The sequence below is a fragment of the Candidatus Flexicrinis affinis genome, from assembly GCA_016716525.1.
GTDB lineage: Bacteria > Chloroflexota > Anaerolineae > Aggregatilineales > Phototrophicaceae > Flexicrinis > Flexicrinis affinis.
In genome coordinates, this window is sequence record JADJWE010000002.1 from 331,644 (window position 1) to 352,430 (window position 20,787).

Here is a 20,787-nt window from a genome sequence, read left to right on the forward strand (position 1 = left end):
GCCTCGAACTCGCGTCGCACTACATTTCTTGTGCGACGTCAAAGACGGTTTTCGGGTCTTTGGCAACGATTTCCCCTTGTTGACTCCCCTAATGTGACTCTGATAGACTCATAGCAATTCTTATAGTACTTATGCAATTCATCTCAACCACACTGCAAGCACTTTGGCTCTTGAATCGTAGCCGCGACCTCATGCGCCTGCACCGATGGGCCCTACGCAAGCGGCTTTATCCTCAGGCGAACTACTACGCATCACTGGCTGCCAGTTCGGAGTCTGGCCTCATCCGGATTCAATCGGCGGCGCCCTCAGCCATTGCGATCGCTCGTGTAATTCACTGGATCAACGGGCTGCTGTTTCCTGCACCGCGCTATCCGAGACGGGGCCTTGCCGACTTATATCGAGTGAAGCGTGGGTTGACGAGAATCCAAACACCCTATAATAGTGAATATACAATCGCACGAATGCGGATCGCGTCATTGCGTTCGGCTGAGTCGATCGGCACGGCAAAGAAGATTGCCGGGAGCAATCCTGGCTTGGCTCATCGCGTGCTGCGGCGCTTGCCGGGCGGTCAGGCTGTACGCACGCAGTAGGCAAATTCGACCATGAAGACTTCTCAACCAAGACGGTCACACCAGCGCATCTATCTGCCGCCGAAAGCAGCGGTGTTTGACGAGCTCGCACGCCGAACCTGCCTTGAGCTCTCAAGACAGGGTAGCGTCGCCTACTCGGAGCCAGAAACGATCGATGATCTCAGTCGCTTTTTGAAGTCAGTAGCGCAAGTCACGGCCAATACGCTGTCTTCGAAACTACATCAGTGGAAGGTAAACCGAGTATGTCCCTGAAAAAGACCTTGAAGTCAGATGGTCGTACTACTGCGCTGTGTTACGTTCGTCAGTCGTGGACGCGCACGCCTGAAGATCAAGACAGTCCTGACCGTCAGAAGTCGAACATTCAGGCGGTATGCGACCTACACGGTTGGACAGCTGAATGGTATGTCGACGCTGAGGGGCACAAGACAGGAACAAAGGTCACCAATCGGCCTGGCTGGCTGGCGCTTGAGGCGCGGCTCAAGGATGCTGATGTTGTAGCGATCGTTGCTAACGACCTGGCACGCCTTCATCGCAAAGGCTGGCGGATTGGAAACCTGCTCGACTTCGCCGATGAACACGGAGTCAAGCTGGTTCTGGCTGCTCCCGGCAAGCAAATGGACTTCTCGACGCCGCAGGGCCGAGCATTGGCTCAAATGAGCGCTATCTTCGATGAGTGGTATGCGATCGACATTTCGCAGAGAGCGAAGGACATGATCGCCCACCGCAAACGGAATGGGAAAAGCATGGGCTTGCCGCCTTTCGGTACGATCCGCGACAAGGACGGCTATCTTACGCCGTCGCCTGATGGTGCATGGCTGCTTCCAGACGGATCGTTTGTCAATGCAACCAGCGATGCGCGGCCCGATCCGGCTGCGATCTGGCGAGGATACTATGATGCGGCAGGGCGTGTGCTTGATCTCTACTCCCAGGGCTCAGCCGGTCTCGACACAATCGCCTACACAATGCAGATCGAGGGCTGGGCGTTCCGGGATCGTGAAGGCAGCCCTGCTCCGTTCGAAGGGGACGATGTGCGCCGCATCGTTGCCAACTGGGCCGAATATGGTGGATACGTTTACCAGGCGCGTGCTAGGGAGCGTCACCCCCATGATCACGATTTGTCGAAGATCAACCTGATCGAAGAGCGTGCGGTCTTCCCCATCGAGCTGCTATACAAGGTCGGTGAAATTCGACGCCGGCGCACAATGCGACGAGTCGGAAGCTATGGTCTGAAGAAGAATGCCCATCCCTACCCGCTCCAGGGCCTCGTATACTGCGCCCACTGTGAGAGGAAAGCCACAGCCAAGCAGAATCCGAAACTTCGTTCGCGGCTAGGTGGCCATACCAACAATGCGGGTACGGTCCATCGATATCGCCATAAGCCTGGCAGCTTGTGCGGATGCAAAGCGCGGACGGTCAAGGCAGAATTCGTCGAGCGTGACTTCCTTCGACTCCTCCAGATGCTGACGGTCGACACTGCCCAGATCGATCTCATGACCGAACTAGGTATCCAGCTCATGCGGCTCGACACACCCTCAGACGAACTCGATCTCGAAGCCCAAAAGCGGGCCGCGATCGCCAGGTGTCAACGTAAAATCGACGCGGCCGTGACTCTCTTTGGCGAGGGACGCATTGACAAGGACGAATATCATCGGCGCATTGAGCAGAACGAGCGCGAAATTGCTCACTGGGAGGCACGTACAACCGATACCGAGAAGATCGGCCTAGAACTAGCGGTGTGCATCGAAGCTGTCAACAAGATCGCGACGTTGTGGGAAGCAGGGAGCGACGAGGACAAGCAGGGCCTCGTGCGCTCGCTGTTCCACTACATCGTGTACGACCTGGATGCCCAGCAGATCGTCGGCTTCCGCCTGAAGCCGTGGGCAGATCGGTTCATCACGCTACGCGGCAACCTTGATGACGTCAAGGTCAACGGTGGAGCCGGCGTGGAATGTAATGCAGAGGGGCAAAGTCCCGTTGGGGTCACTGCTGTACCCAGCCCTTGATTCCCCTCAAGGGCTGGTTTTTTGCCCCCACCCTGCTCCTGATCCGCATACAATGCAGCCCGCAGCGCGACAAACGTATCTGCCCAAGGCTTCAGCTTGAAGCCGGTGATGCGCTGCGTATCGAGATTGACGACGACTTCCTCGAATAAGCTGCGGACCAAGCCCTGCCGATCCTCGTCGCTGCCGATGCGCCATGATTGGGCGATCCGCTCGACAACTTCCTGGCACATGGTCAGCTCTAGCGCGACCCTGTCCGTTTCCGCGGTCCGTGCTTCCCAGTGCGCGATTTCGCGCTCATTCTGATCCTTGCGCCGCAGGTATTCCTCGCGAGAGATGTCGCCGTCTTCGAATAGGTATTGCGCTGCTGCGATCCGGCGATTGCACTTCGCGATCGCTGCCCGTTTCTCGGCCTCCACCTTCTCCCCGTACTGCGAGTCTTGGATACCGAGTGCCCGCACGTTGAGCAGCGCCATTGCCTCGACCTGCTCTGTATTCACCCACAGCAGCTCAATCAGCCGCCCGAAGTCATTTTCGATAATGTCGCGTCTGATTGACCGATTCTTGCAGCCACAGTTTAGCCCGTGCTTGTGCCGGTAGCGTCCATCCTGCGTCTTGTTCTTGCCACCGAGGCGGGTGCGCCGCTTTGGGTCCCTCGCAATTCCCGCCAGGAGATCGCAGTGATGACAGTACAGGAGACCGAGCAGTGGATAGGGATGCGTGTCCACGTGCTGACCATCGTCAATGGTGCGCACCAACGTTCGGTCATACCGTGCTTTTCCGACACGGTACAACAGCTCAATCGGATACACTGCTCGATCAGGGTTCAACACGTAATTTTCCAGAGGGTATTTGTACGGGTGTCGTTCTTTCGCCCGAAGGGTGGAAACATGTCCACCGTACTCCGGCCAATTGGCGACAACACGACGGACCGCGTCGCTCTCGAATGCGATCGGATCTCCAGCCCGGTTGCGATAGGCCCAACCCTCCTTCTGCATCCGATACGCGACCTTATCAATGCCAATCATGCCGGTCGCGTAGAGCTCGAGCACCCGATATGCTGCCTCATAGAATCCGCGCCAGACCGCACTTTCGGCTGGAGGCGCTTCGCCCGCTTTCCCTCTGACGAATGCTCCATCTGCGAGCAACCACGCCCCACTCTCTGTTGGAATCAGATATCCTTTTTCATCGCGCTTCGTTCCGAACGGCGGGATTCCAACCGTCTTGCCTTCGCTTTTGCGATACTGAATACTGTCTCGCGATCGCTGGCCGATATCTTTCGCATACCATTCATCGAACAGCGCGCCGACCTGCACCATCAAACGCCCCAACGGCGTCGAAAAGTCTATCTGCTTGCCCTGCGCCGCCAGCACCAGCTTGACTTCATGTTCATCCACGAAATCGAGCAGATCGCCGATACGCCAGCCCTTGCGGTGTAGCCGCGACAAATCGTTCGCAACCAGCGCGGCGATGTCCGGGTCGGCGAGGCGCGATTTCAGCGCAAGCCAACCCGGGCGGTTCTTTTCGGTCGTGCCACTCTTATGCCCTTCAGCATCCTCGTAGAACTCCGGTGTCCAGCCATTCTGTTCGCAGACGCGCAGAATGTTGGCCCGCTGCCGATCAGGGCTTTCTGAGTCCTTTGCTTCGCGTGTCCAGGACAGCCGGATGTAACACAGCGCGATTGTGGGATCTTGTTTTGTGAGTTTAGTGGATTTGCCAGACATGGAAGCAGACTCCTAAACGTATACCAGCAGGTTCAAAATAGCGACCGGCCTGACGGCATGATAGAGTCTGCTGCAGGTCGTTGCGCTAGGGACATAGTGCGGCGACTAGGACGGTATGGTGTTCGAGCATCATGCCGTCCGTTGATTTCCACACTGTACAGCCAGTCAACGACTGCTGTCAAACTGCGCCTTGGTTCGTCGCTTGGCTTCGATCGTCAGCAGGACATACAGGAATTCTGCGAAGCCAGTGACCGTTTCGGACTTCGTGAAATCGGCGTTTCTCGTCGTTTCCGCTAGCTTGTTGCACACAGCTTGCGCGAATGCCTTGACGTCATCGAGCGGCGGCGGGACATATTCGACTTTCTCTGGATTCGGTTGATCCACTGCGCCTCACTGTACAGCACTCTCAAAGCTGCGGTTGACGTCATCGCTTAGCGCAAGTGACATCAAGACCGCGGTTTCAAGTGTTGCATAGTGAGCAGCCAGACCATGCGCAATTTTCGAGGTCCCGCTTAGCAGAATTGCGTCCCGGCTCTACGCGCCGTCAATTCCTCTGAAAGGACCGAAGGTTGCTAGCTGCCGCGGAGCGGTCCAAGACTGTCCCGAGTGAATGGTATCGAACCTAGCAGGGTTACGCCCGCTGTATATTGACACTGTGCAGAGCGCGGCGGAGTACAATGCTTCCGCGCCGCGCATGTGGAACGGCTACGCGTAGGTCGAGGGAAACGTGGTCAACCGGAGGATTCGGGTGGGATGACAGCCGGCATCGCGGCGTGTTGAAACTGAACCATGTGGGTACAGTAGGCGACGATTGGTATCACACATGAAACCTCCCAATGAAGCTGACGAACGCTGAACACGCCATCGTAGCGGCGCCCAAGATCCTATACCTGTTATCTGCGGAGAAGTCCGGCGGTAAGGACAAGTTCTTCGAGCGATCGGGCTTTTCTGTGGCACAATGGGAGGTGCTGCAAGCGGCAGTGCTGCAGCACGGTCAGGCGTACGACACGGTGAATGTCGTCACCACGGATTTCGGCGTGAAGTATGTTGTCGAAGGCAAGCTTTCGACCCCGGATGGACTCAATCCGTTCGTGCGTTCGATTTGGCAGATCGACCACGGGGAGACGGTTCCACGGTTTGTAACCGCCTATCCAGTGCAGGAGAAAACACGATGATCCCGGAGTTTGAGCGTGCCGTCCTGCTTGAGGACATTCCCGAACTCGGATTCAAGGCTGGCGATATCGGCGTAGTGGTCGATATTCACCGTGGTGGCGCGGGCTATGAGTTGGAAATGATGACGGCAGATGGACATACGCTGGATGTGATCACTGTTCATGCGCATCAGATCCGCGCTGTCACGCGTCGGGACATGCTGCACGTACGCGAAGTGGAATCCGGCGCAGCTTAGATACATTCGCCCAACGCAACCCGGACGCGTCGTGCGACTGGATGCTGCAACACGGCTTGGGGGAGCGTACGCGGCGTGTTCGACGGGATGCTGCAGAGCGCGGTGGAGTACGATCCGTCCGCGTCAGCGCTTGTGGCGCTAGCCGGAACCGCGTATGGCTTCACCTGCGAGCTGACCGACGGCAACGGGTTGGTGTATCTGCGTGCGCGGTATCTAGCGCCGGGGCTCGGCACATTCGCCTCGCGCGATCCGTGGCGGGGGAGAGCCGTCAATCGGGGTCGTCCCGGCTAAACAGTGCTACAATCTGAGTCGTCCGCTTTGGATGAGGATCACGTCTATGCAGACTGCACCGCCCAGATCGGCATTTGGTGAAGTGACCGATTTCCTCGCCACCAATCCCACGCCTGAGGAAATTCTCGCCTACACGCTGTCCGATTCGCTCCAAGCGCGTGCGGAAGAACTGCTTGAACTTCATGGTGAAGGGCAGCTGACGCCCGAGCAGCACGACGAGATGATGGACTTGGTTCGGATCGATACCATTCTTCAACTGCTCAAAGCGAAGACGAAACGTAGACTTCAGGCTGCATCTGAATGACGGTACCGCGGGCCGTTCGAGAGCGCGTGCGCGAGCGTGCACGCGGGTGCTGTGAGTATTGCCGCCTTGCAAGTGACAGTGCACCGGTACGCTTCCATGTCGACCACATCATACCTGTAAAGCACGGCGGCACGGATGCCATGGACAATCTGTGCCTCGCTTGCTTCAGTTGCAACGCGTACATACGACACGATCTTGCCGGCTTCGATCCCGACAGAGGTCAAGTCGCACGCCTGTCTGATCCTCGCGCATCACAATGGACTGACCATTTTCGCCTTGAGTTGGATATGCGAATCCTTGGTCTGACGCCTCATGGCCGCGCAACGGTGCGAGTGCTTCAATTCAATCTGCAAGAACGCATTGAGAGTCGACAGGAACTCGCCCTAACCGGCGAGTATCCTTGCTAAGCGCGATCAGCACGCCCGTGACCTCACCTACGCCCTGACCGACGGCAACGGGCTGCTTTACCTGCGCGCGCGGAATCTGGCGCCGGGGCTGGGCACGTTCGCCAGTCGCGATCCGTGGCGGGGGATGGCATCCGCGCGAGGTGATGCTGCCCGGCGCGGCCGACATGCCAAATGGACGCAGCGCTGGTATTATCCCCGGTGTCCTTGCAGACTTCGCCATTAACGGGGGTATCCCATGCGCAAGTTCCTGCCATTGAGCCTCGCTTCCGCGCTCATGCTGCTGACGCTTATCGTCGGCGCCATCCGCGTCGACTCAATCCCTGTGCTCGCACAGGATACGGTGGGGTCGCTCCCCGATCTCTCCGGCGCCAACATCTACTTCTCCGAGACCTATCAGGAGATGAGCCAGTTCGACCGCAGCGACGCCGGCATCTCGCGCTTCGCCGGGTTGCTACGTTTGGCGGGCGCTAACCTCTTCACGCTCGAGTGGCGCAAAGGCATCCCGGACGACGCCGATCTGATCGTGATCGCTAACCCGAGCACCGACATCGCGGCCGACAACGTCGCGCGGCTGTGGACATACCTGCAAAGCGGCGGGCGAGTCCTGCTGCTGGCCGATGCCTTCGACCGCGCTGGCGCCATCACCAAGGCGCTGCCGCCCACGACCTTCTTTCAGCTTGCATGGTCGGACCTCGGCCTGCAGGCCGCCCCGACCGTCATCGTGCGCGAGGACGGCACCGCGCCGCTCGAATTGAGGGAGACCAACGCGCAGGGCGATGTCACTTTCGAGTTCTCCGGCGAAGTACCCGTGCTGGCGATCGATTTCTACACGCGGCGGGTGGATGTCTCGCACCCGATCACCAGCGGGCTGCTGCCGCTGTTGGGTGCAGGCGCCGAGGACGCCACGCCCAATCTGAACAGCCTGTTCTTCATGGGGGCCCGGCCGCTGCAGATCGACGCCTCGATCCAGGACTTCAGCGTGACGCCGCTCGTGCTGTCCGATATCCCCAACATCTACGCCGAGACCAACTACGCGCGCTATGCGACCGCCCGCTATTCCGAATACAACATCGGGTCGGACAGCCAGCGCGGCGACATGATCCTCGCGGCCGCGTATGAAGACGGCGACTCGAGCGGGCGCATGGTCCTGATCGGCGATGGCGATGTCATCCGCAATGGGACCGGGTTTGTGACGGCACCATCGTACAGCGGTGCATTCGTGTATCCGGTAAATGTGCAGTTCGCGCTGCGCAGCGTGTTCTGGCTGCTTGACTCCGAGCAAGCCGTGATCGACCTGCCGACGCCGGGCCCGACGGCGACCGCGACTATCACCCCCAGCCCCACCCCATCGCCGACCCCGACGACGGTGCCGACCGAGACACCGACGGGCGGTTAGCACAAGAGCATCCTCTCCATGAATCGGTCGACGCGGCGACGGTTAGTCAGTCTCGGCGTTGCGCTGCTCCTCGCATGGGTCGGCGCTTATGCGCCTGCCGCTCCAGCGCAGGACAGCGCGGAGGCCGTGCCTGCGCGCGTGCGCACTGTCGGCGTGATCGCCGGTCCGGAGCTGAACAGCGCGTCGCCAGACGATACGGATGAGAACGGCCTCTCGCGTCTGGCAGAGACGATTCGTGAGCTTGGCGGGTCGGTGACGGTGATTCCGGCCAATCGCGAGATTCCGGCGGATGTCGAGCTTGTGCTGCTGATCCGCCCACAGCGCGCGCTCTCGGTCGCGCAGACGGCGCACCTGTGGGACTTCCTGCAGCGCGGCGGGCACTTGCTGCTGGCGCTCGATCCGATCGGGCATAACGGAGGCTCGCCGGAGTCTGCGGCGTCGAGCGGCTTGATCCGGTTGCTTCAAGCCGAGTACGGTATGGGCATCGTCGACAATTTGCTGGTGGAAAGCTGGTTCGGGATCGAAAGTCTCGGCGACGTCGAGACGAGCTGGTCCGACATCCAGACCGAGGACTTGTTTCCGCATGCGATCACCGCGCCACTGATCCAGTTCGACCTGCCCCTTCGATATTGGGGCGCGCGGTCGATGCTGGTCGACGCGCTGACCGGCACTGCCGCAACCGAGCCGCTCATCATCGCCGAACGGCCGTACGGCGAGACGGCCCGTATCAACTTTGGCAGCGGCGACGCTGCTCAGCTCACGCGCAACATCGGCCCCGATACACAGGGCCGGCTGCTGTTCAGTGGGATCGCGACGCACTTTGCGACTGGATCGCGCGTCGCGCTTGTGGGCGACGGCGAGATCTTCCTCAACGTGTTCGGGCAGCGCGCGCGCGCCAGTCAGGACGGCCGGCCGCTGTACATGGGCGACGACCTGTTCGCGCAGCGCCTACTCGCGTGGCTGATGGCGGTTCCCGAAGCGGAGTACCCGGCACTTCCGGACGGGTACACGTGGATCGCGCTCGACGGCGACAGCGCCGATTGGCCGGCGGACTTGCCTGCGCAGGGCGGACCGCCACCCGCGGACTCGGCTTACGCCTTGCAGCAGATCCGCGCCTTCCAGAACGATCAGTTCGTCTACGTATTGCTGGAGACGGGCCAACCTGTCCCACGCGGAACGCTCGTTTACCTGTTTGTCGACGATGCGGACGGGAATCGCCAGTTTTTCAGCGCCGACCCCGGCGGTGTCGTTCAAAGCGGAGACGCGACGATTGCGGATGCGGATGCCAAGGCCGGCGCTGGCGTTGAAATCCGCCTGCCGCGCCGGATTTTCGCCACGACAGACAGCGTAATCGCCCGGGTCTGCGTCGGCGATTTGAGCGGGAGCGCTGTAGAGTGCTTCGAGGAACCGGTGCGACCGGTCAATACCAACGCGTTGGATCCGGTCCCGGTGCGGTTTGGGGCCGGCCCGCAGGCCATCACACAGGTACAGGACACAAACCTGCGCGCGCAGCCGACCACACGCAGCACGTCCTTCACACGGCTGCCCACCCGTACATTGTTCGCCGCGGTCGGCCGCAACACCGCCGGCGATTGGGTGTATGTTCAGAACGGACGCTATGCGGGCTGGATCAACCGGCCGCTGCTGGCGATCAACGCCGACGTCAGCCGTTTGCCCGACCTCGAAGCAGCACCCTAGCCGCGCGCGATCACAGACCGTGCTTGGCGCGGATCTGCTCCAGCAGCACGCGACAACCCGTGTGAATCACTTCGAACGTGTATTCGAAGTCACCATACGGGTACGGATCTTCAACCTCGACATGATCGACCAGGTCACGGTTATAGGCGTCGTGTAGAAACTGCCGGACTTCTGCTTTGGCGCTGGCGGCGTTGCGCAGCAGGAACGCGAGGTTGCGGCGGTCCATCGCAAGGACGTAATCGAACGTGTGCAAGTCCTCGAACAAGACTTGACGCGCGGCGCTGTCGACCGGGATACGGTTGCGTTGGAGCACGTCCTCAACGAGGTCGTAAGCGGGTGCGTCCGGCTCGAACACATTGGTGCCGGCCGAGTCGACGAGGATTCGATCGGAAAGGCCCGCCTCGGCGACGAGGTGACGCATGATGGCTTCCGCCATTGGCGAACGGCAGATGTTCGCGTAGCACACGAAGAGAATTCGGATCATAGGAAATGAAAACGCTTGGCCTGAGACATCAGGCCAAGCGTATAGGTCGAATAGGCTTTCTTCAATCCCTAGGGGGTCGGGAAACCGAATACCTGACAGATCGCGACCGGGATGATCCCCTGACTGCACAGCTGCTGGATCTGGGCGAGTGCGCCGGGGTTGGTGAAGATCAGTTCGATGATTGGCCCGCCGATGCCGGAAGGCGTAATGATGATTGGCGGCGGCACCTCGTAGTTGAACAGGTCGGCCGGCAGCTCTTCGATAATGCCGATATCGTCGAGAACGCTTTGGTCAACCACGGTCGGCTCGCCAATCGAAAGCGGCCCACTGCGTTCATCGTCATCACCCTCGATACCCTTGCTGACAAAATCGGGCCCGTAGCCGACGGTGACCGTGTAGCCCGGGGGGATGATGATCTCTTCCTGCGTGTCCGGGTTGGCGCGGGCAACGCCGTACAGCACGAGGACTTCCATCTGCAAACCAATCGGTTCGCCGGCTTCGAGCGTGCGGACGGCGATCGTCGACTCGATGCGAATCGGCACGTCGTTGATGACGACGTCAACGGGAGTCGCCTCCGGGCCTTGCACGATCACCCACGACGAACGCGGCAGGCACGACCCGGCGTCAATACCGGTGCGGGTATAGAACGATTGCAGGGCGGTCAATTGGCCGTCGTCCATCGCAGGAAGGGCGGCAAGATCGTCAGAATCCACGGCAGAGGCTGCCAACCAGCCCGGCGCCTCGTCGACGATGACGCGCACCCATGCGCCATCCTCGCTGACTGCGTCCGCCAAGACCGCTGCACCTGCCGGGACAGTACCCAGTACCTCGGACTCGTCAGGGACGGTGAACGTCGTCGCGACGCGCAATTCGCCGGCGCCGATCGTCGTCAATGACACCGGTTCCTCCAGCGGCACGAACGCGTCCGCAATCGGCACGCCTGACTCGATCTCGGCGCCACCGAGCCCGACCACGATCACATTGTCCTCAAATCCGCTCGGCAAGCCGGCCTGAAGATGAAGGACGGTAATCCCCCACGTCTCGTCCTCGGTGTTGATGGCGGACGGGCGCAGTGTGATGACATCGGCGGTTTGGATGACGTCGCCCGGTTCGCTGAAAACTTCGTCGTCCTCATTGAGAGGATCGACCAGCACACGCTCGATCTCGTCAAAGGCATAGCAAGCAGTATTCAGGCCACTGCCGCTGCAGTTTACAAGTGTTTGAGTCGCCGCTTCGCGGACGGTCGCGGTGCAGGTGTTGACTTCTTGTGCGTAAATCTGGGAGGGCGCGGCGAAGGCTGCGGCTAATAGAAGGCAGGTAACGGTCATTCTTATGACGCGGCGAAAGTCCATGGTACATCTCCCAGAGTTTGGGGCGATCGAAACGAGCTCCGATAATGCTCAGTAATCTACTGGAATCCATTATAACCGCAGATATGCAAGTTGTCGTTTCCAGAACAACAGTCTTAACAACTTGTCATCAAGTCGGTTCGTCAATCGCCCTCTTTGAGGCGCGTCAACTCACCAGCCCCCCGACCGTTACGGGGTCGGGAAGCCGAACACCTGACAGATCGCCACTGGCAGGATGCCCTGCGCGCACAACTGCGCAACGCCGGCGGCAGCCACCGGATCCTCGAAGATCAGTTCGATGATCGGGCCCCCGACACCTGACGGGGTAATGATGATCGGCGGCGGCACGACGTAGCTGAGCAGCGAATCCGGCACGGGCACAAGCGCGATATCGTCCAACTGGTCATACGTCACTGTGACGGGTTGGCCGTACGCACGCGGCCGGACCAGGTCGATCCCGCCGGCGTCGACAACTTCATCGGTCAGCTCGACGTCGTAGTCGATGGTCAGCGTAAATCCGGGTGGGAGGATGATCTCGGCGTCGGTATCGGGGTTGATGTAGGTCAAGCCGTACAGGTTGACGATCTCCATCCGCCGGCCAACACGGCCGAGGTCGATCGTGCGCAGGACGAGGGTCGACTGCAAACGCATCGGTACGCTGTTGATCACTAGGTCGACCGAGACCTCGCGGGGGGCTTGCACGTACAGCAGCGAGTCGACGGTCGCGCATGCGGCAGTCTCGCTGCGTGTACGGAAGAAGAAGGCCTGCATCGGCGCCAGTTGGCCCGGCGCAAGGGATGGCAGGACATCGAGGTCGTTGGACTCTAGTATGTCGGATTGCACCCAGCCGGGCGCATCGTCAACCGAGACGCGCACCCAACGCCCGTCGGCGCTGATCGCATCGGCCAACACACCCTGCCCTTCTACGACCGTTCCGATGACGTCGCTCTCGTCGGGCGATGCCAATGTTGACCGCCGCAGTTCGCCACTGCCGATCGCGACGAGCGCGACAGGCAGTTCGATTGGCGCGAACGCTTCTTCGCTCTTCACGCCGTTGGCGATCTCGACCGCGCCCAGCCCAAGCACCAGCACGTCGTGCGGCGAACCGGTCGGAAGGCTAGCGTAGAGGCGCGTTACGAGGACGCCCCATGAATCCAGCTCGACAATGTCAGCGATCGATTGTGCGTCGACGCGAACCGGAGTCGAAAGCAGCGCATCGCGGCTCAGGGTGGCAAGATCGGACGTGCCGACGTCGGCGACATCCGGCGCAACCGAGGCATAACAGGCGGTCCCGACCGTAGTCTGGGCGCACTCTACCCCGGCCTGAGTCAGGAGGTCGACGTAGGACGCCGTGCATGCGGACGGGCGCTGTGCGGCGGCAGGCCACGCGGCCACGAGGACAAAAGGGAGGATCAGCAAAACAAGAGTGAAAGCGCGTCTTCGGTTCATCCTGTACTCTCCTAAGAGCCCACACAGGTGCTTGACGCCACGACTAGCGATAGTACACCGTACTGCGTGGATGGGATTAAGTGGGATTATAGCCATAATGTACTAACCGCAACAGTGTTTGAGGATATTGCTCTAACAACAAGCGAGGTTGCGCTGATGCGCAAAATAACATTACATCTCGTATGTATGGGGCCAGAGATGGTATAACCGTCGTCGCGCTGCGATCACACCCTGTCTTTGGCTATGCCGGACAGCCGACAGCGCACCGTCCTAGATGCGTTGTTACCATCAATCGGAGCGTCGGATTGGAACTTAACCAGTATCTCCGTCTGATTCGCAAGTGGTTGTGGCTTATCCTGTTGGCCGCGTTTGTCGGCGGTGGCCTGTCATTTGTGATCAACGTGCGGCGCCCGCCGTCGTATCAGGCCGAAGCGACGGTCGCCATCGGGCGCTTCATCGAAAGCCCCAACCCGAATTCGTCGGAGATCTACATCGGCTTCGACCTCGCGGTCACGTATGCGCAGCTTGCGACCACCTTCAACGTGATGCAAGGCGCGGTAAATACCCTCGACTTGGACATCGCCCCGGAAGACCTGGCGGGCGTCATCACAACGCGTGTCATCAGCGGTACGTCGCTGCTGGTGATCGGTGTGACGTGGGACGACCCGGTGCTGGCGGCCGACATCGCCAACACGGTCGCCGAGCAGTTGATCGCGCAGAGCCCGACCAATTTGACTCCGGAACAGCTTGAGCAAATCGCGTTTCTGAACCTGCAAATTCAGGACCTGACCCAGCAGGTACGCGACAGCCGGGACCAACTGGCGACCCTCAACGGCCGGATTTCCGCCGCCGAGACCGAGCAGGACGTCGAGCGGCTGACTGCCCAGCGCAACGCGATCATCCAGCAAATCAACGAGGCGCAGTCTACGATTGCCTCGTTCACCGATACGATTGCGTCGCTGCAGCAGCGCACAAACGCCATCGACATCGTCGAGCGCGCCCGCGTCCCTGCCGGGCCAAGCGGATCGCGCATCGAGACGTCCGTCATCCTCGGCGCTTTCGTCGGCGCGTTTCTGGCCTTCGGCGTCGCGCTGCTAATCGAATACCTCGACGACTCGATCCGGTCGACCGAAGAGTCGGCGCAGCTGCTGGCACTGCCCGTCCTCGGCGCGATCGTGCGACTGGGCCGGCGCACACGCAAGTATCCGGACATGTTGGTGACGAGCCAACCGTCGCTCTCGCCGTTTGTCGAGGGCTACCGCACGACCCGCGCAAATCTGTTGTTCATGCGCTCGGCGGCCCGCAAACGCACATACATCATCACCAGTGCCCAGCCTCAGGAAGGCAAGACCGTAACGGCGGTCAACATCGCGGCCACGATCGCGCAGTCGGGGCTGCGTGTGCTGCTGATCGACGCCGACCTGCGCCGGCCGCGCGTGCATGAGATGCTCGGGCTGGAGAATCAGGTGGGCCTGACGACGCTGCTCTTCGACGACCCGGTTGCGTCCGAAGTCATCAAGTCGGGCGAAGACGCCGGGCTGACGCCGGCGTTCTTGCAGTGTCTGCAGCCCAGCGGGGTCCCGGGCCTGCGCGTGATGACAAGCGGTTTCGTGCCGTCCAACCCGTCCGAGGTGCTCGGCTCCCGCACGATGCGCAGTTGGTTCGAGGTGATGTACAACGCGGCCGCCATCGACGCGATCGTGATCGACACGCCGCCATGCCTTGCTGCAGCAGACAGCATGGTCCTTGCCGTGAGCTCAGGCGGCAGTGTCGTGATCGTGTTAGATGCTGGAACGACCCGGCGTGGGGCGGCCGTGCGCGCGAAGGAGCAGTTCACCAAATTGGGCATCGAGCCGGCTGGGGTGATCGTCAACCGTCTCAACCCGCGCGACGAAGAGTACGGCTACTACTACGGCTACTATACGTCCGACAAGCCCAACACCCAGTCGCGGCGCCCGGACACGATGTCCAAACGGCCGGACACGCTGTCACGGCGGCCGGCTGCACCGGAGACGCAAGCCGGACGGTAAGCGCGCACAAGCCCGCAGCACATGACGAGGCCGCCTTGATTGGCGGCCTCGTGCGTTCCGTGTAGCGATCTGCGTTGGATTACTTCGGCGCGGGGACCGGCAGCAATGCCGGCGTCTCGCCCCCGAAGTTCACCTCGCCGAACAGTGGGATGTTGACCGGACCGCGCAGGCTCTCGCCGACGCGCAGGGCAGCGACGACAACGCCGTCGACCTCGATGAAGTCGCCGTTGTCCGTATCTTTGTTCTTGAACTTCAAGACGGCTTTGACCGGCTTGAGGTTGGCGGGAACGACCGCGGTCAGGTTCGGCTCGGTGTTCTGATCATCGGTCACAAAGAACACGTATTTCTGCTTGTTGCCGAACGCGTCGCGTAGGACGAGTTTCGCCTGCAGGTTGGGCAGGCCGGACACGTCGTTCAGGCTGGGCTGGAACCGGATGACATCACCCGCCTTGACCTTGACATCGGACAGGTCGACCGATGTCTTGAGCACCGTGTTCTCTCCCGCGCCCGAACTGATGAACGTGAACGAGCAGATGTACGGCGGCGCGGCGTCACAGCCGACATCGTCGCCGGCAGCGTTCTTGACTGTCCAGCCCGCAAGGCTGGGAGCGGCGCTGGAAGTGCCTTCGGTCAAGCCGACTGAGAAGTTGTAGTTAGGTGGCATCAGGTAGGCGATACCGGTAAAGGTGATAAACGTGCTTGACGTGCCTTGCGGCTGGCCGACGATGCCAATCCGGAGGTAATACTCACCGGGGTTGAGCGTCGCTAGCGATCGATTTGAGCGCAATTTCGAGGCAATCGCGTATGCCCGACAGTTAGTGCTTCAGCAATACCAGCTATTCCCATTCCTAGCCAACTGGATTAAGTCAAACCAGATCGATGGCGCTGCGCCCCGCAGACCTCGGACCATACGACCTCCGAGAATGACTCACATCGGTCACACTTTTCGAAGAGTCAAGGCGAAACTGCTTTCAATTAAACGTCGGTTCGATTAGTGGCATGCCCCCGTACATTTCGGTAGTAATTTGTACTTTCAATCGAGTAGACCTCTTACGGAAGGCTCTGGAGAGTCTCTCAAGACAAGATTGTGATGCCAATCGGTACGAGGTTATCGTCGTTGACAACAACTCGACAGACCTCACAGGTGAAATGGTGAGAAGCTGCTCTGCGCCGTTCGATGTACGCTACGTATTGGAGACGACGCAGGGCCTCTCCCACGCACGCAATCGAGGATGGAGAGAGGCACAGGGCGAATATATCGCCTATCTCGATGACGATGCGATCGCACCGCCGCATTGGCTGAGCCTTGCATCACAGATCATTGAGGCGCATAGGCCCGCGATGTTCGGTGGTCCAGTGCGTGAATTCACCGAGAAGGATCCGCCATTCTGGTACAAGCCATCTTACATGGTAGCTCTCGATCTAGACGAACCCCAAGTCCTCGGACCGACATATCTAGTTGTTGGATGTAATATGTTTTGCTCGAGGCGGATACTCGAACTTACTGGGGGATTCCACCCCGACCTTGGAATGCTTGGCAATCGAATCGGCTACGCGGAGGAAGACTTTCTCCAAAGCCAAATCAGATCGTTAGGCGGAGACAATGTTATCTTTGGACATCCTAACCTGTATATAGGGCATCTTGTTCGGTCGGAAAAGCTTACGTGGCATTGGATCATGCGCGATGCATGGTCGAAGGGGCGATATGCATGGAGACATCGAACACTTCAGTCAGGCGTTACTGTTATCACGCTTTCTTCGAGAGCAGCCCATTTCCGCTCGGCTGTGTTCAACACACTGAAGGCACTTTACGCAGCGGGTATAGGCGTATGGTTTCGCGACACAGGCCGATTTCAGTTTCCTCAGAACTACTTGTTCGAAAAGCTCCGGGTTTACTTGTTCATGATCGGCTATCACTTCGGAGCAGCAACATCCAGAGCGCGCGACTCGAAACGTCCAAACCTGCTGAACCTCGTCTAAATGGTGCGCATCCTCTACTTCCAATCGCATCCTGTATTTGGAGCTACGGAGAATTATCTAGCGCAGCTCGCCGAAGGCGTCGTCCGGCTTGGCCATGAGGTTCATTTGCTGCACCCGGATCATCCTGATGCGATTGCCGGTTTTGGTCACCTCCCAGCCGACGTCGTTGTTCTGCACAGGACGCAGACACAACAGACCAATGCATCTGTCGTCTCGTTGGTCAGGTATTGGAGCGGCGAAATCCGGCGGCTGCACCCTGAGATTGTCCACGTGAACGACCCATCGATCACAGGCGTACTCGCTGCGCGGCTTGCAGGCGTACGAAACATCGTCGTCACACATCATACGCCGGAGCTGAAAAGACGCTACAACACTCTAGGCAGGTTGCTAGAATGGCTCGCGTTCCGGTTCACTCGTCGGGTGATTTTCACCAGCCCGCAAAGCTTGGAGGCCGGAACGCAGTCGGATCGCATCCCGCTTGCGAGGGCGCACGCGATCCCATACGGTCTGGACTCCAAGTGGCTGGTTCCCGTCTCGTCGGTACAACGTGTGCGATGCCGAACAGCGCTCGGCGTTACAGGCGACGAACTACTGATTGTCAACCCGGCGCGGCTTGCAAGACAGAAGCGTCAGGACCTCTTGATACAGGCGGCTAGGCGTGTCGTCGACAAGTTTCCGCAGTGCCGATTTGCGATCGCAGGTGAAGGCGAGCTACGGACGGAGATCGAGCAGCTCATTCACGAATACCAACTTGTCGATCATTTCCGTTTGCTAGGGCATCGGCAGGACATTGTTGACGTCATCACCAGCGCTGACATCGTCGTAATGACCAGCGATTTTGAAGGCCTGTGTTATGCCGTTATCGAGGCAGCCGCCCGCGAGGTTGCGGTCGTTGCCACCGCTGTCGGTGGGATGAGATACTCAGTGTCCGACGGCGTCACGGGAAAACTTGTCCCTGCAGGAAGCGTAGATGAGATCGCTGCAGCCCTTGTTGAGCTGGTCGAAAACCCCCAGCTGCGACGGAGCTTTGGCATCAACGGCAGACAAAGGGCGGTCGAGTTGTTCAGTCTTGAGCGGATGATTACCGATACGGATGCAGTCTATCAGGAATTGCTGAGTGAAGACCGTTAGCCTTGATGTCGACAAGTCGTTGACCACCCCCCTCGTCAGCGCGATCATCGCTACGTATAACCGCCGCGACTACGTGTGTGTCGCCATCGACAGCGTACTTGCACAGACGTACCCGAGTGTCGTGTTGATCGTCGTGGACGATGGCTCAACCGACGGAACTGGCGACATGCTGCGCGAACGCTACGAAGATCGCATCCGTTATGTCTATCAGGCCAATCAGGGGCGGTCCGAGGCGCGCAACCACGGCATGCGCCTTGCCGCCGGCGAATACATCGCCTTTCTCGACTCGGACGATCTCTGGGAGCCGGACAAGCTCACGCGGCAAATCGCGTTCATGCGCGAGCATCCACATTATGGGATGACTCACACATTCACGTCGATCATCGACTCTGCCGGGGTCGGGGTGCCGGCGGACACGGCTGTGCGCTTGCAGGTGCACGGGGCCGGCCTGCGTTCCGGTTACGGTTACGAAGCGATGACGCGCCAGTGCACGATGTTTCTGTCGACGGTGGTCGTCCGTACCGAAGTTGCGGCAAGAATTGGTGAGCTTGATCCGTCGATACCCGCGTTTGAGGACTGGGACTGGTACCTGCGTGCGGCGCTTGAGACAGAGATAGGGACGCTCGCGCAGTCCTTGACGCGCTATCGTCGGCATGAAGGCAATTCCACCATGACCGAGTTCCTCTGCGGAGAGCGCGCGACGTCGCAGAAGCATCTGCGGCTGTGCGAAGACCTGCCCGAACCTGTCCGGTCGCGGGTCCAGCGCAACCTGTACGTGCATCTGGCCAGCGTGGCCTACAAAGAAGATGACCCGGACACATGTGCCGAATACATGCGCAAGGCCGCACAGTTTGACCAGCTCGTGTACGTTCGACCCCCGAACCTGCGCTACAGTGTGGCCGCGTTTGCGCCGCGCGCGCTTGTACGCCGGCTCAGACTGCTTAAACGATCGGTAGCTTCGTGACACTCACGTCCAATAATCCATCTCAAGGACTGACCAATCAGCAGCACGGCCACCCAGAACGGATCGTGCCGGACGAAACCGCCCCCGGAATCGTCGCAATCCACCTGAAGCGCTACGACTTCGCCCGCGGGTACGTCGCCGGAAAGCACGTTCTCGATGTCGCCTGCGGCGTGGGCTACGGATCGCACTATCTGTCTGAAGCCGCGGCATCGGTCACTGGCCTTGACCTCGACACGTGGTCCGTCGAATACGCCCGCGAGCGCTACGGCGATCGGCCGAGTGTCACGTTTGAGGTGGGCAATGCGCTCGATATGCCGTTTGAGACTGGACAGTTTGATGTCGTGTGCTCATTCGAGACGATAGAGCACGTGCAGGACGCGGATGCGTTTCTGCGTGAGGTCCTTCGGGTGCTGAAGCCCGGCGGGGTGTTCATTGTCTCAACTCCGGCCGCTCGGATCAGCACTCAGCGGCCAGACAACCCCCATCACGTGCAGGAGTGGTCTCCGAAGGATTTTGAACGCCTGCTTCGGAATTACTTCGCCGATGTGACGATTTACAGTCAGGCGAGGCGGACCACCCGGCTGGCGGAAGTCCTCAGGCGGCTCGACGTCTTCAAGCTGCGCGCACGGGTTCCGTTAGCGGTAACTCGTCAGGTTGCTGCGAGTGCCGGCGTCCGCACAATGGGCGATGTCGATCTGAACGACATTGAAATCCGCAGCGGGGTCGTTGAAGGGGCCAGCGAGTCCGTGGTAGTGTGTCGGCGAACTGGTGACGACACTCCGTATCTCTACGAAACGTTAAGGTGAGGCTGTGAGCTTGCGCAAGAAGATTCAGTACATCCTGTTCTCGATACGCTTATTCAAGAACTGGTGGGGAGCAGCTAGGCGCGCACTTGCGAACGAGCCGATCACACTACATATCCTGAGGGACGGCACGGTATTACACTCTAGTGACGACGTATTGGTTGTAATCGATGAGATCTTTGACAATCAGACGTATGGACATGCTGCAATACGTCCGACACTACAGGACCAGGTTATCGTCGATATTGGCGCGCATATTGGCTGCTATACCCTATGGGCGCGGAAGCACTCGAATGCTAAGGTCATTGCGTATGAACCACTCCCAGGTAACTTCGAATTGCTGAAGCAGAATATCGCGGACAACAATCTCGCTGATGTCGTTGCTCTAAACAAGGCGGTGTCGGCGACAAGGACGCCGGTTTGGATCTCTGTAGACAGAGTATCGTCAGGCAATCGAACGAGTATTGATCGCACAAGTAGCGACGACGGTATCTATGTAGACTCGGTGACATTGGACGATATTCTGAGAGACAACGACATATCCCATGTTGACTTGTTGAAGATGGACTGCGAGGGAGCCGAAGGCGCGATTATCCAAGCTGCCACCTGCGAACTTCTTGGAAGGATCCAGCGAGTTGTTATGGAATTTCACGACGATTGCTCGGTGCTGGACCATACTTCGTTGGACCAGAAGCTAAAGTCTTGCGGGTTTCACACAGAGATCCGATGGGACGGGCACTCACCTTACGGCTACATATTCGGAACTCGATAGCCGGGAT

At 59.5% G+C, this 20,787-nt stretch carries 19 protein-coding genes; 13 read left to right on the top strand and 6 right to left on the bottom strand.

What is annotated here, in order from left to right:
- Positions 1 to 2,412 precede the first annotated feature (2,412 nt).
- Positions 2,413 to 4,314 carry a recombinase family protein gene (locus tag IPM16_10575; GenBank protein ID MBK9123546.1) on the bottom strand — a complete coding sequence of 634 codons (1,902 nt, stop codon included), beginning with the start codon at positions 4,312 to 4,314 and terminating at the stop codon, positions 2,413 to 2,415.
- A 165-nt stretch (positions 4,315 to 4,479) separates the two neighbouring features.
- Positions 4,480 to 4,698 carry a hypothetical protein gene (locus tag IPM16_10580; protein ID MBK9123547.1) on the bottom strand — a complete coding sequence of 73 codons (219 nt, stop codon included), beginning with the start codon at positions 4,696 to 4,698 and terminating at the stop codon, positions 4,480 to 4,482.
- 452 nt (positions 4,699 to 5,150) lie between these two features.
- Here IPM16_10580 and IPM16_10585 point away from each other — a divergent pair, with 452 nt between their 5' ends.
- The 7 genes from IPM16_10585 to IPM16_10615 all read left to right on the top strand — a co-directional run bounded on the left by IPM16_10585 (position 5,151) and on the right by IPM16_10615 (position 9,818).
- Complete coding sequence (locus tag IPM16_10585) at positions 5,151 to 5,489, top strand: hypothetical protein (protein MBK9123548.1); 339 nt, start codon at positions 5,151 to 5,153, stop codon at positions 5,487 to 5,489.
- Positions 5,486 to 5,722, top strand: coding sequence for a DUF4926 domain-containing protein (locus IPM16_10590; GenBank protein ID MBK9123549.1), 237 nt, complete (start codon positions 5,486 to 5,488; stop codon positions 5,720 to 5,722). Before IPM16_10585 ends, IPM16_10590 begins: the two co-directional genes overlap by 4 nt.
- Positions 5,723 to 5,797: 75 nt before the next feature.
- Positions 5,798 to 6,013 carry a hypothetical protein gene (locus IPM16_10595; GenBank protein ID MBK9123550.1) on the top strand — a complete coding sequence of 72 codons (216 nt, stop codon included), beginning with the start codon at positions 5,798 to 5,800 and terminating at the stop codon, positions 6,011 to 6,013.
- Positions 6,014 to 6,059: 46 nt separating this feature from the next.
- Positions 6,060 to 6,317 carry a hypothetical protein gene (locus IPM16_10600; protein ID MBK9123551.1) on the top strand — a complete coding sequence of 86 codons (258 nt, stop codon included), beginning with the start codon at positions 6,060 to 6,062 and terminating at the stop codon, positions 6,315 to 6,317.
- 26 nt (positions 6,318 to 6,343) lie between these two features.
- The gene (locus IPM16_10605; protein ID MBK9123552.1) at positions 6,344 to 6,724 is read left to right on the top strand and encodes an HNH endonuclease; all 381 of its coding nucleotides are present in this window, start codon (positions 6,344 to 6,346) and stop codon (positions 6,722 to 6,724) included.
- Positions 6,725 to 6,959: 235 nt separating this feature from the next.
- On the top strand, positions 6,960 to 8,120 hold the full coding sequence (locus IPM16_10610; protein ID MBK9123553.1) for a hypothetical protein: 1,161 nt from the start codon (positions 6,960 to 6,962) through the stop codon (positions 8,118 to 8,120).
- Positions 8,121 to 8,138: 18 nt separating this feature from the next.
- Positions 8,139 to 9,818, top strand: coding sequence for a hypothetical protein (locus IPM16_10615; protein MBK9123554.1), 1,680 nt, complete (start codon positions 8,139 to 8,141; stop codon positions 9,816 to 9,818).
- A 10-nt stretch (positions 9,819 to 9,828) separates the two neighbouring features.
- Here IPM16_10615 and IPM16_10620 read toward each other — a convergent pair whose 3' ends face one another.
- The 3 genes from IPM16_10620 to IPM16_10630 all read right to left on the bottom strand — a co-directional run bounded on the left by IPM16_10620 (position 9,829) and on the right by IPM16_10630 (position 13,100).
- Complete coding sequence (locus tag IPM16_10620) at positions 9,829 to 10,302, bottom strand: low molecular weight phosphotyrosine protein phosphatase (protein MBK9123555.1); 474 nt, start codon at positions 10,300 to 10,302, stop codon at positions 9,829 to 9,831.
- A 68-nt stretch (positions 10,303 to 10,370) separates the two neighbouring features.
- The gene (locus IPM16_10625; GenBank protein ID MBK9123556.1) at positions 10,371 to 11,654 is read right to left on the bottom strand and encodes a hypothetical protein; all 1,284 of its coding nucleotides are present in this window, start codon (positions 11,652 to 11,654) and stop codon (positions 10,371 to 10,373) included.
- A 186-nt stretch (positions 11,655 to 11,840) separates the two neighbouring features.
- Positions 11,841 to 13,100 carry a hypothetical protein gene (locus IPM16_10630; protein ID MBK9123557.1) on the bottom strand — a complete coding sequence of 420 codons (1,260 nt, stop codon included), beginning with the start codon at positions 13,098 to 13,100 and terminating at the stop codon, positions 11,841 to 11,843.
- Between the two features lie 305 nt (positions 13,101 to 13,405).
- On the opposite strand from IPM16_10630, the gene IPM16_10635 reads away from it, so the two are divergent.
- Positions 13,406 to 15,130, top strand: a complete 1,725-nt coding sequence (locus tag IPM16_10635; GenBank protein MBK9123558.1) for a polysaccharide biosynthesis tyrosine autokinase — start codon at positions 13,406 to 13,408, stop codon at positions 15,128 to 15,130.
- Between the two features lie 79 nt (positions 15,131 to 15,209).
- Here IPM16_10635 and IPM16_10640 read toward each other — a convergent pair whose 3' ends face one another.
- Complete coding sequence (locus tag IPM16_10640) at positions 15,210 to 15,917, bottom strand: hypothetical protein (protein MBK9123559.1); 708 nt, start codon at positions 15,915 to 15,917, stop codon at positions 15,210 to 15,212.
- Between the two features lie 212 nt (positions 15,918 to 16,129).
- Here IPM16_10640 and IPM16_10645 point away from each other — a divergent pair, with 212 nt between their 5' ends.
- The 5 genes from IPM16_10645 to IPM16_10665 are packed head-to-tail and all read left to right on the top strand — an operon-like array spanning position 16,130 to position 20,780.
- Complete coding sequence (locus IPM16_10645; GenBank protein ID MBK9123560.1) at positions 16,130 to 17,110, top strand: glycosyltransferase family 2 protein; 981 nt, start codon at positions 16,130 to 16,132, stop codon at positions 17,108 to 17,110.
- Positions 17,111 to 18,241 (top strand): glycosyltransferase, encoded by a 1,131-nt coding sequence (locus IPM16_10650; GenBank protein MBK9123561.1) that lies wholly within the window; start codon positions 17,111 to 17,113, stop codon positions 18,239 to 18,241.
- On the top strand, positions 18,228 to 19,205 hold the full coding sequence (locus tag IPM16_10655) for a glycosyltransferase family 2 protein (protein MBK9123562.1): 978 nt from the start codon (positions 18,228 to 18,230) through the stop codon (positions 19,203 to 19,205). The genes IPM16_10650 and IPM16_10655 overlap by 14 nt, the downstream gene beginning before the upstream one ends.
- Entirely contained in the window at positions 19,202 to 20,011 is an 810-nt protein-coding gene (locus IPM16_10660; protein MBK9123563.1) for a class I SAM-dependent methyltransferase, read from the top strand. Before IPM16_10655 ends, IPM16_10660 begins: the two co-directional genes overlap by 4 nt.
- A gap of 4 nt (positions 20,012 to 20,015) precedes the next feature.
- Positions 20,016 to 20,780, top strand: a complete 765-nt coding sequence (locus IPM16_10665; protein MBK9123564.1) for an FkbM family methyltransferase — start codon at positions 20,016 to 20,018, stop codon at positions 20,778 to 20,780.
- The last annotated feature ends 7 nt before the right edge of the window (positions 20,781 to 20,787 follow it).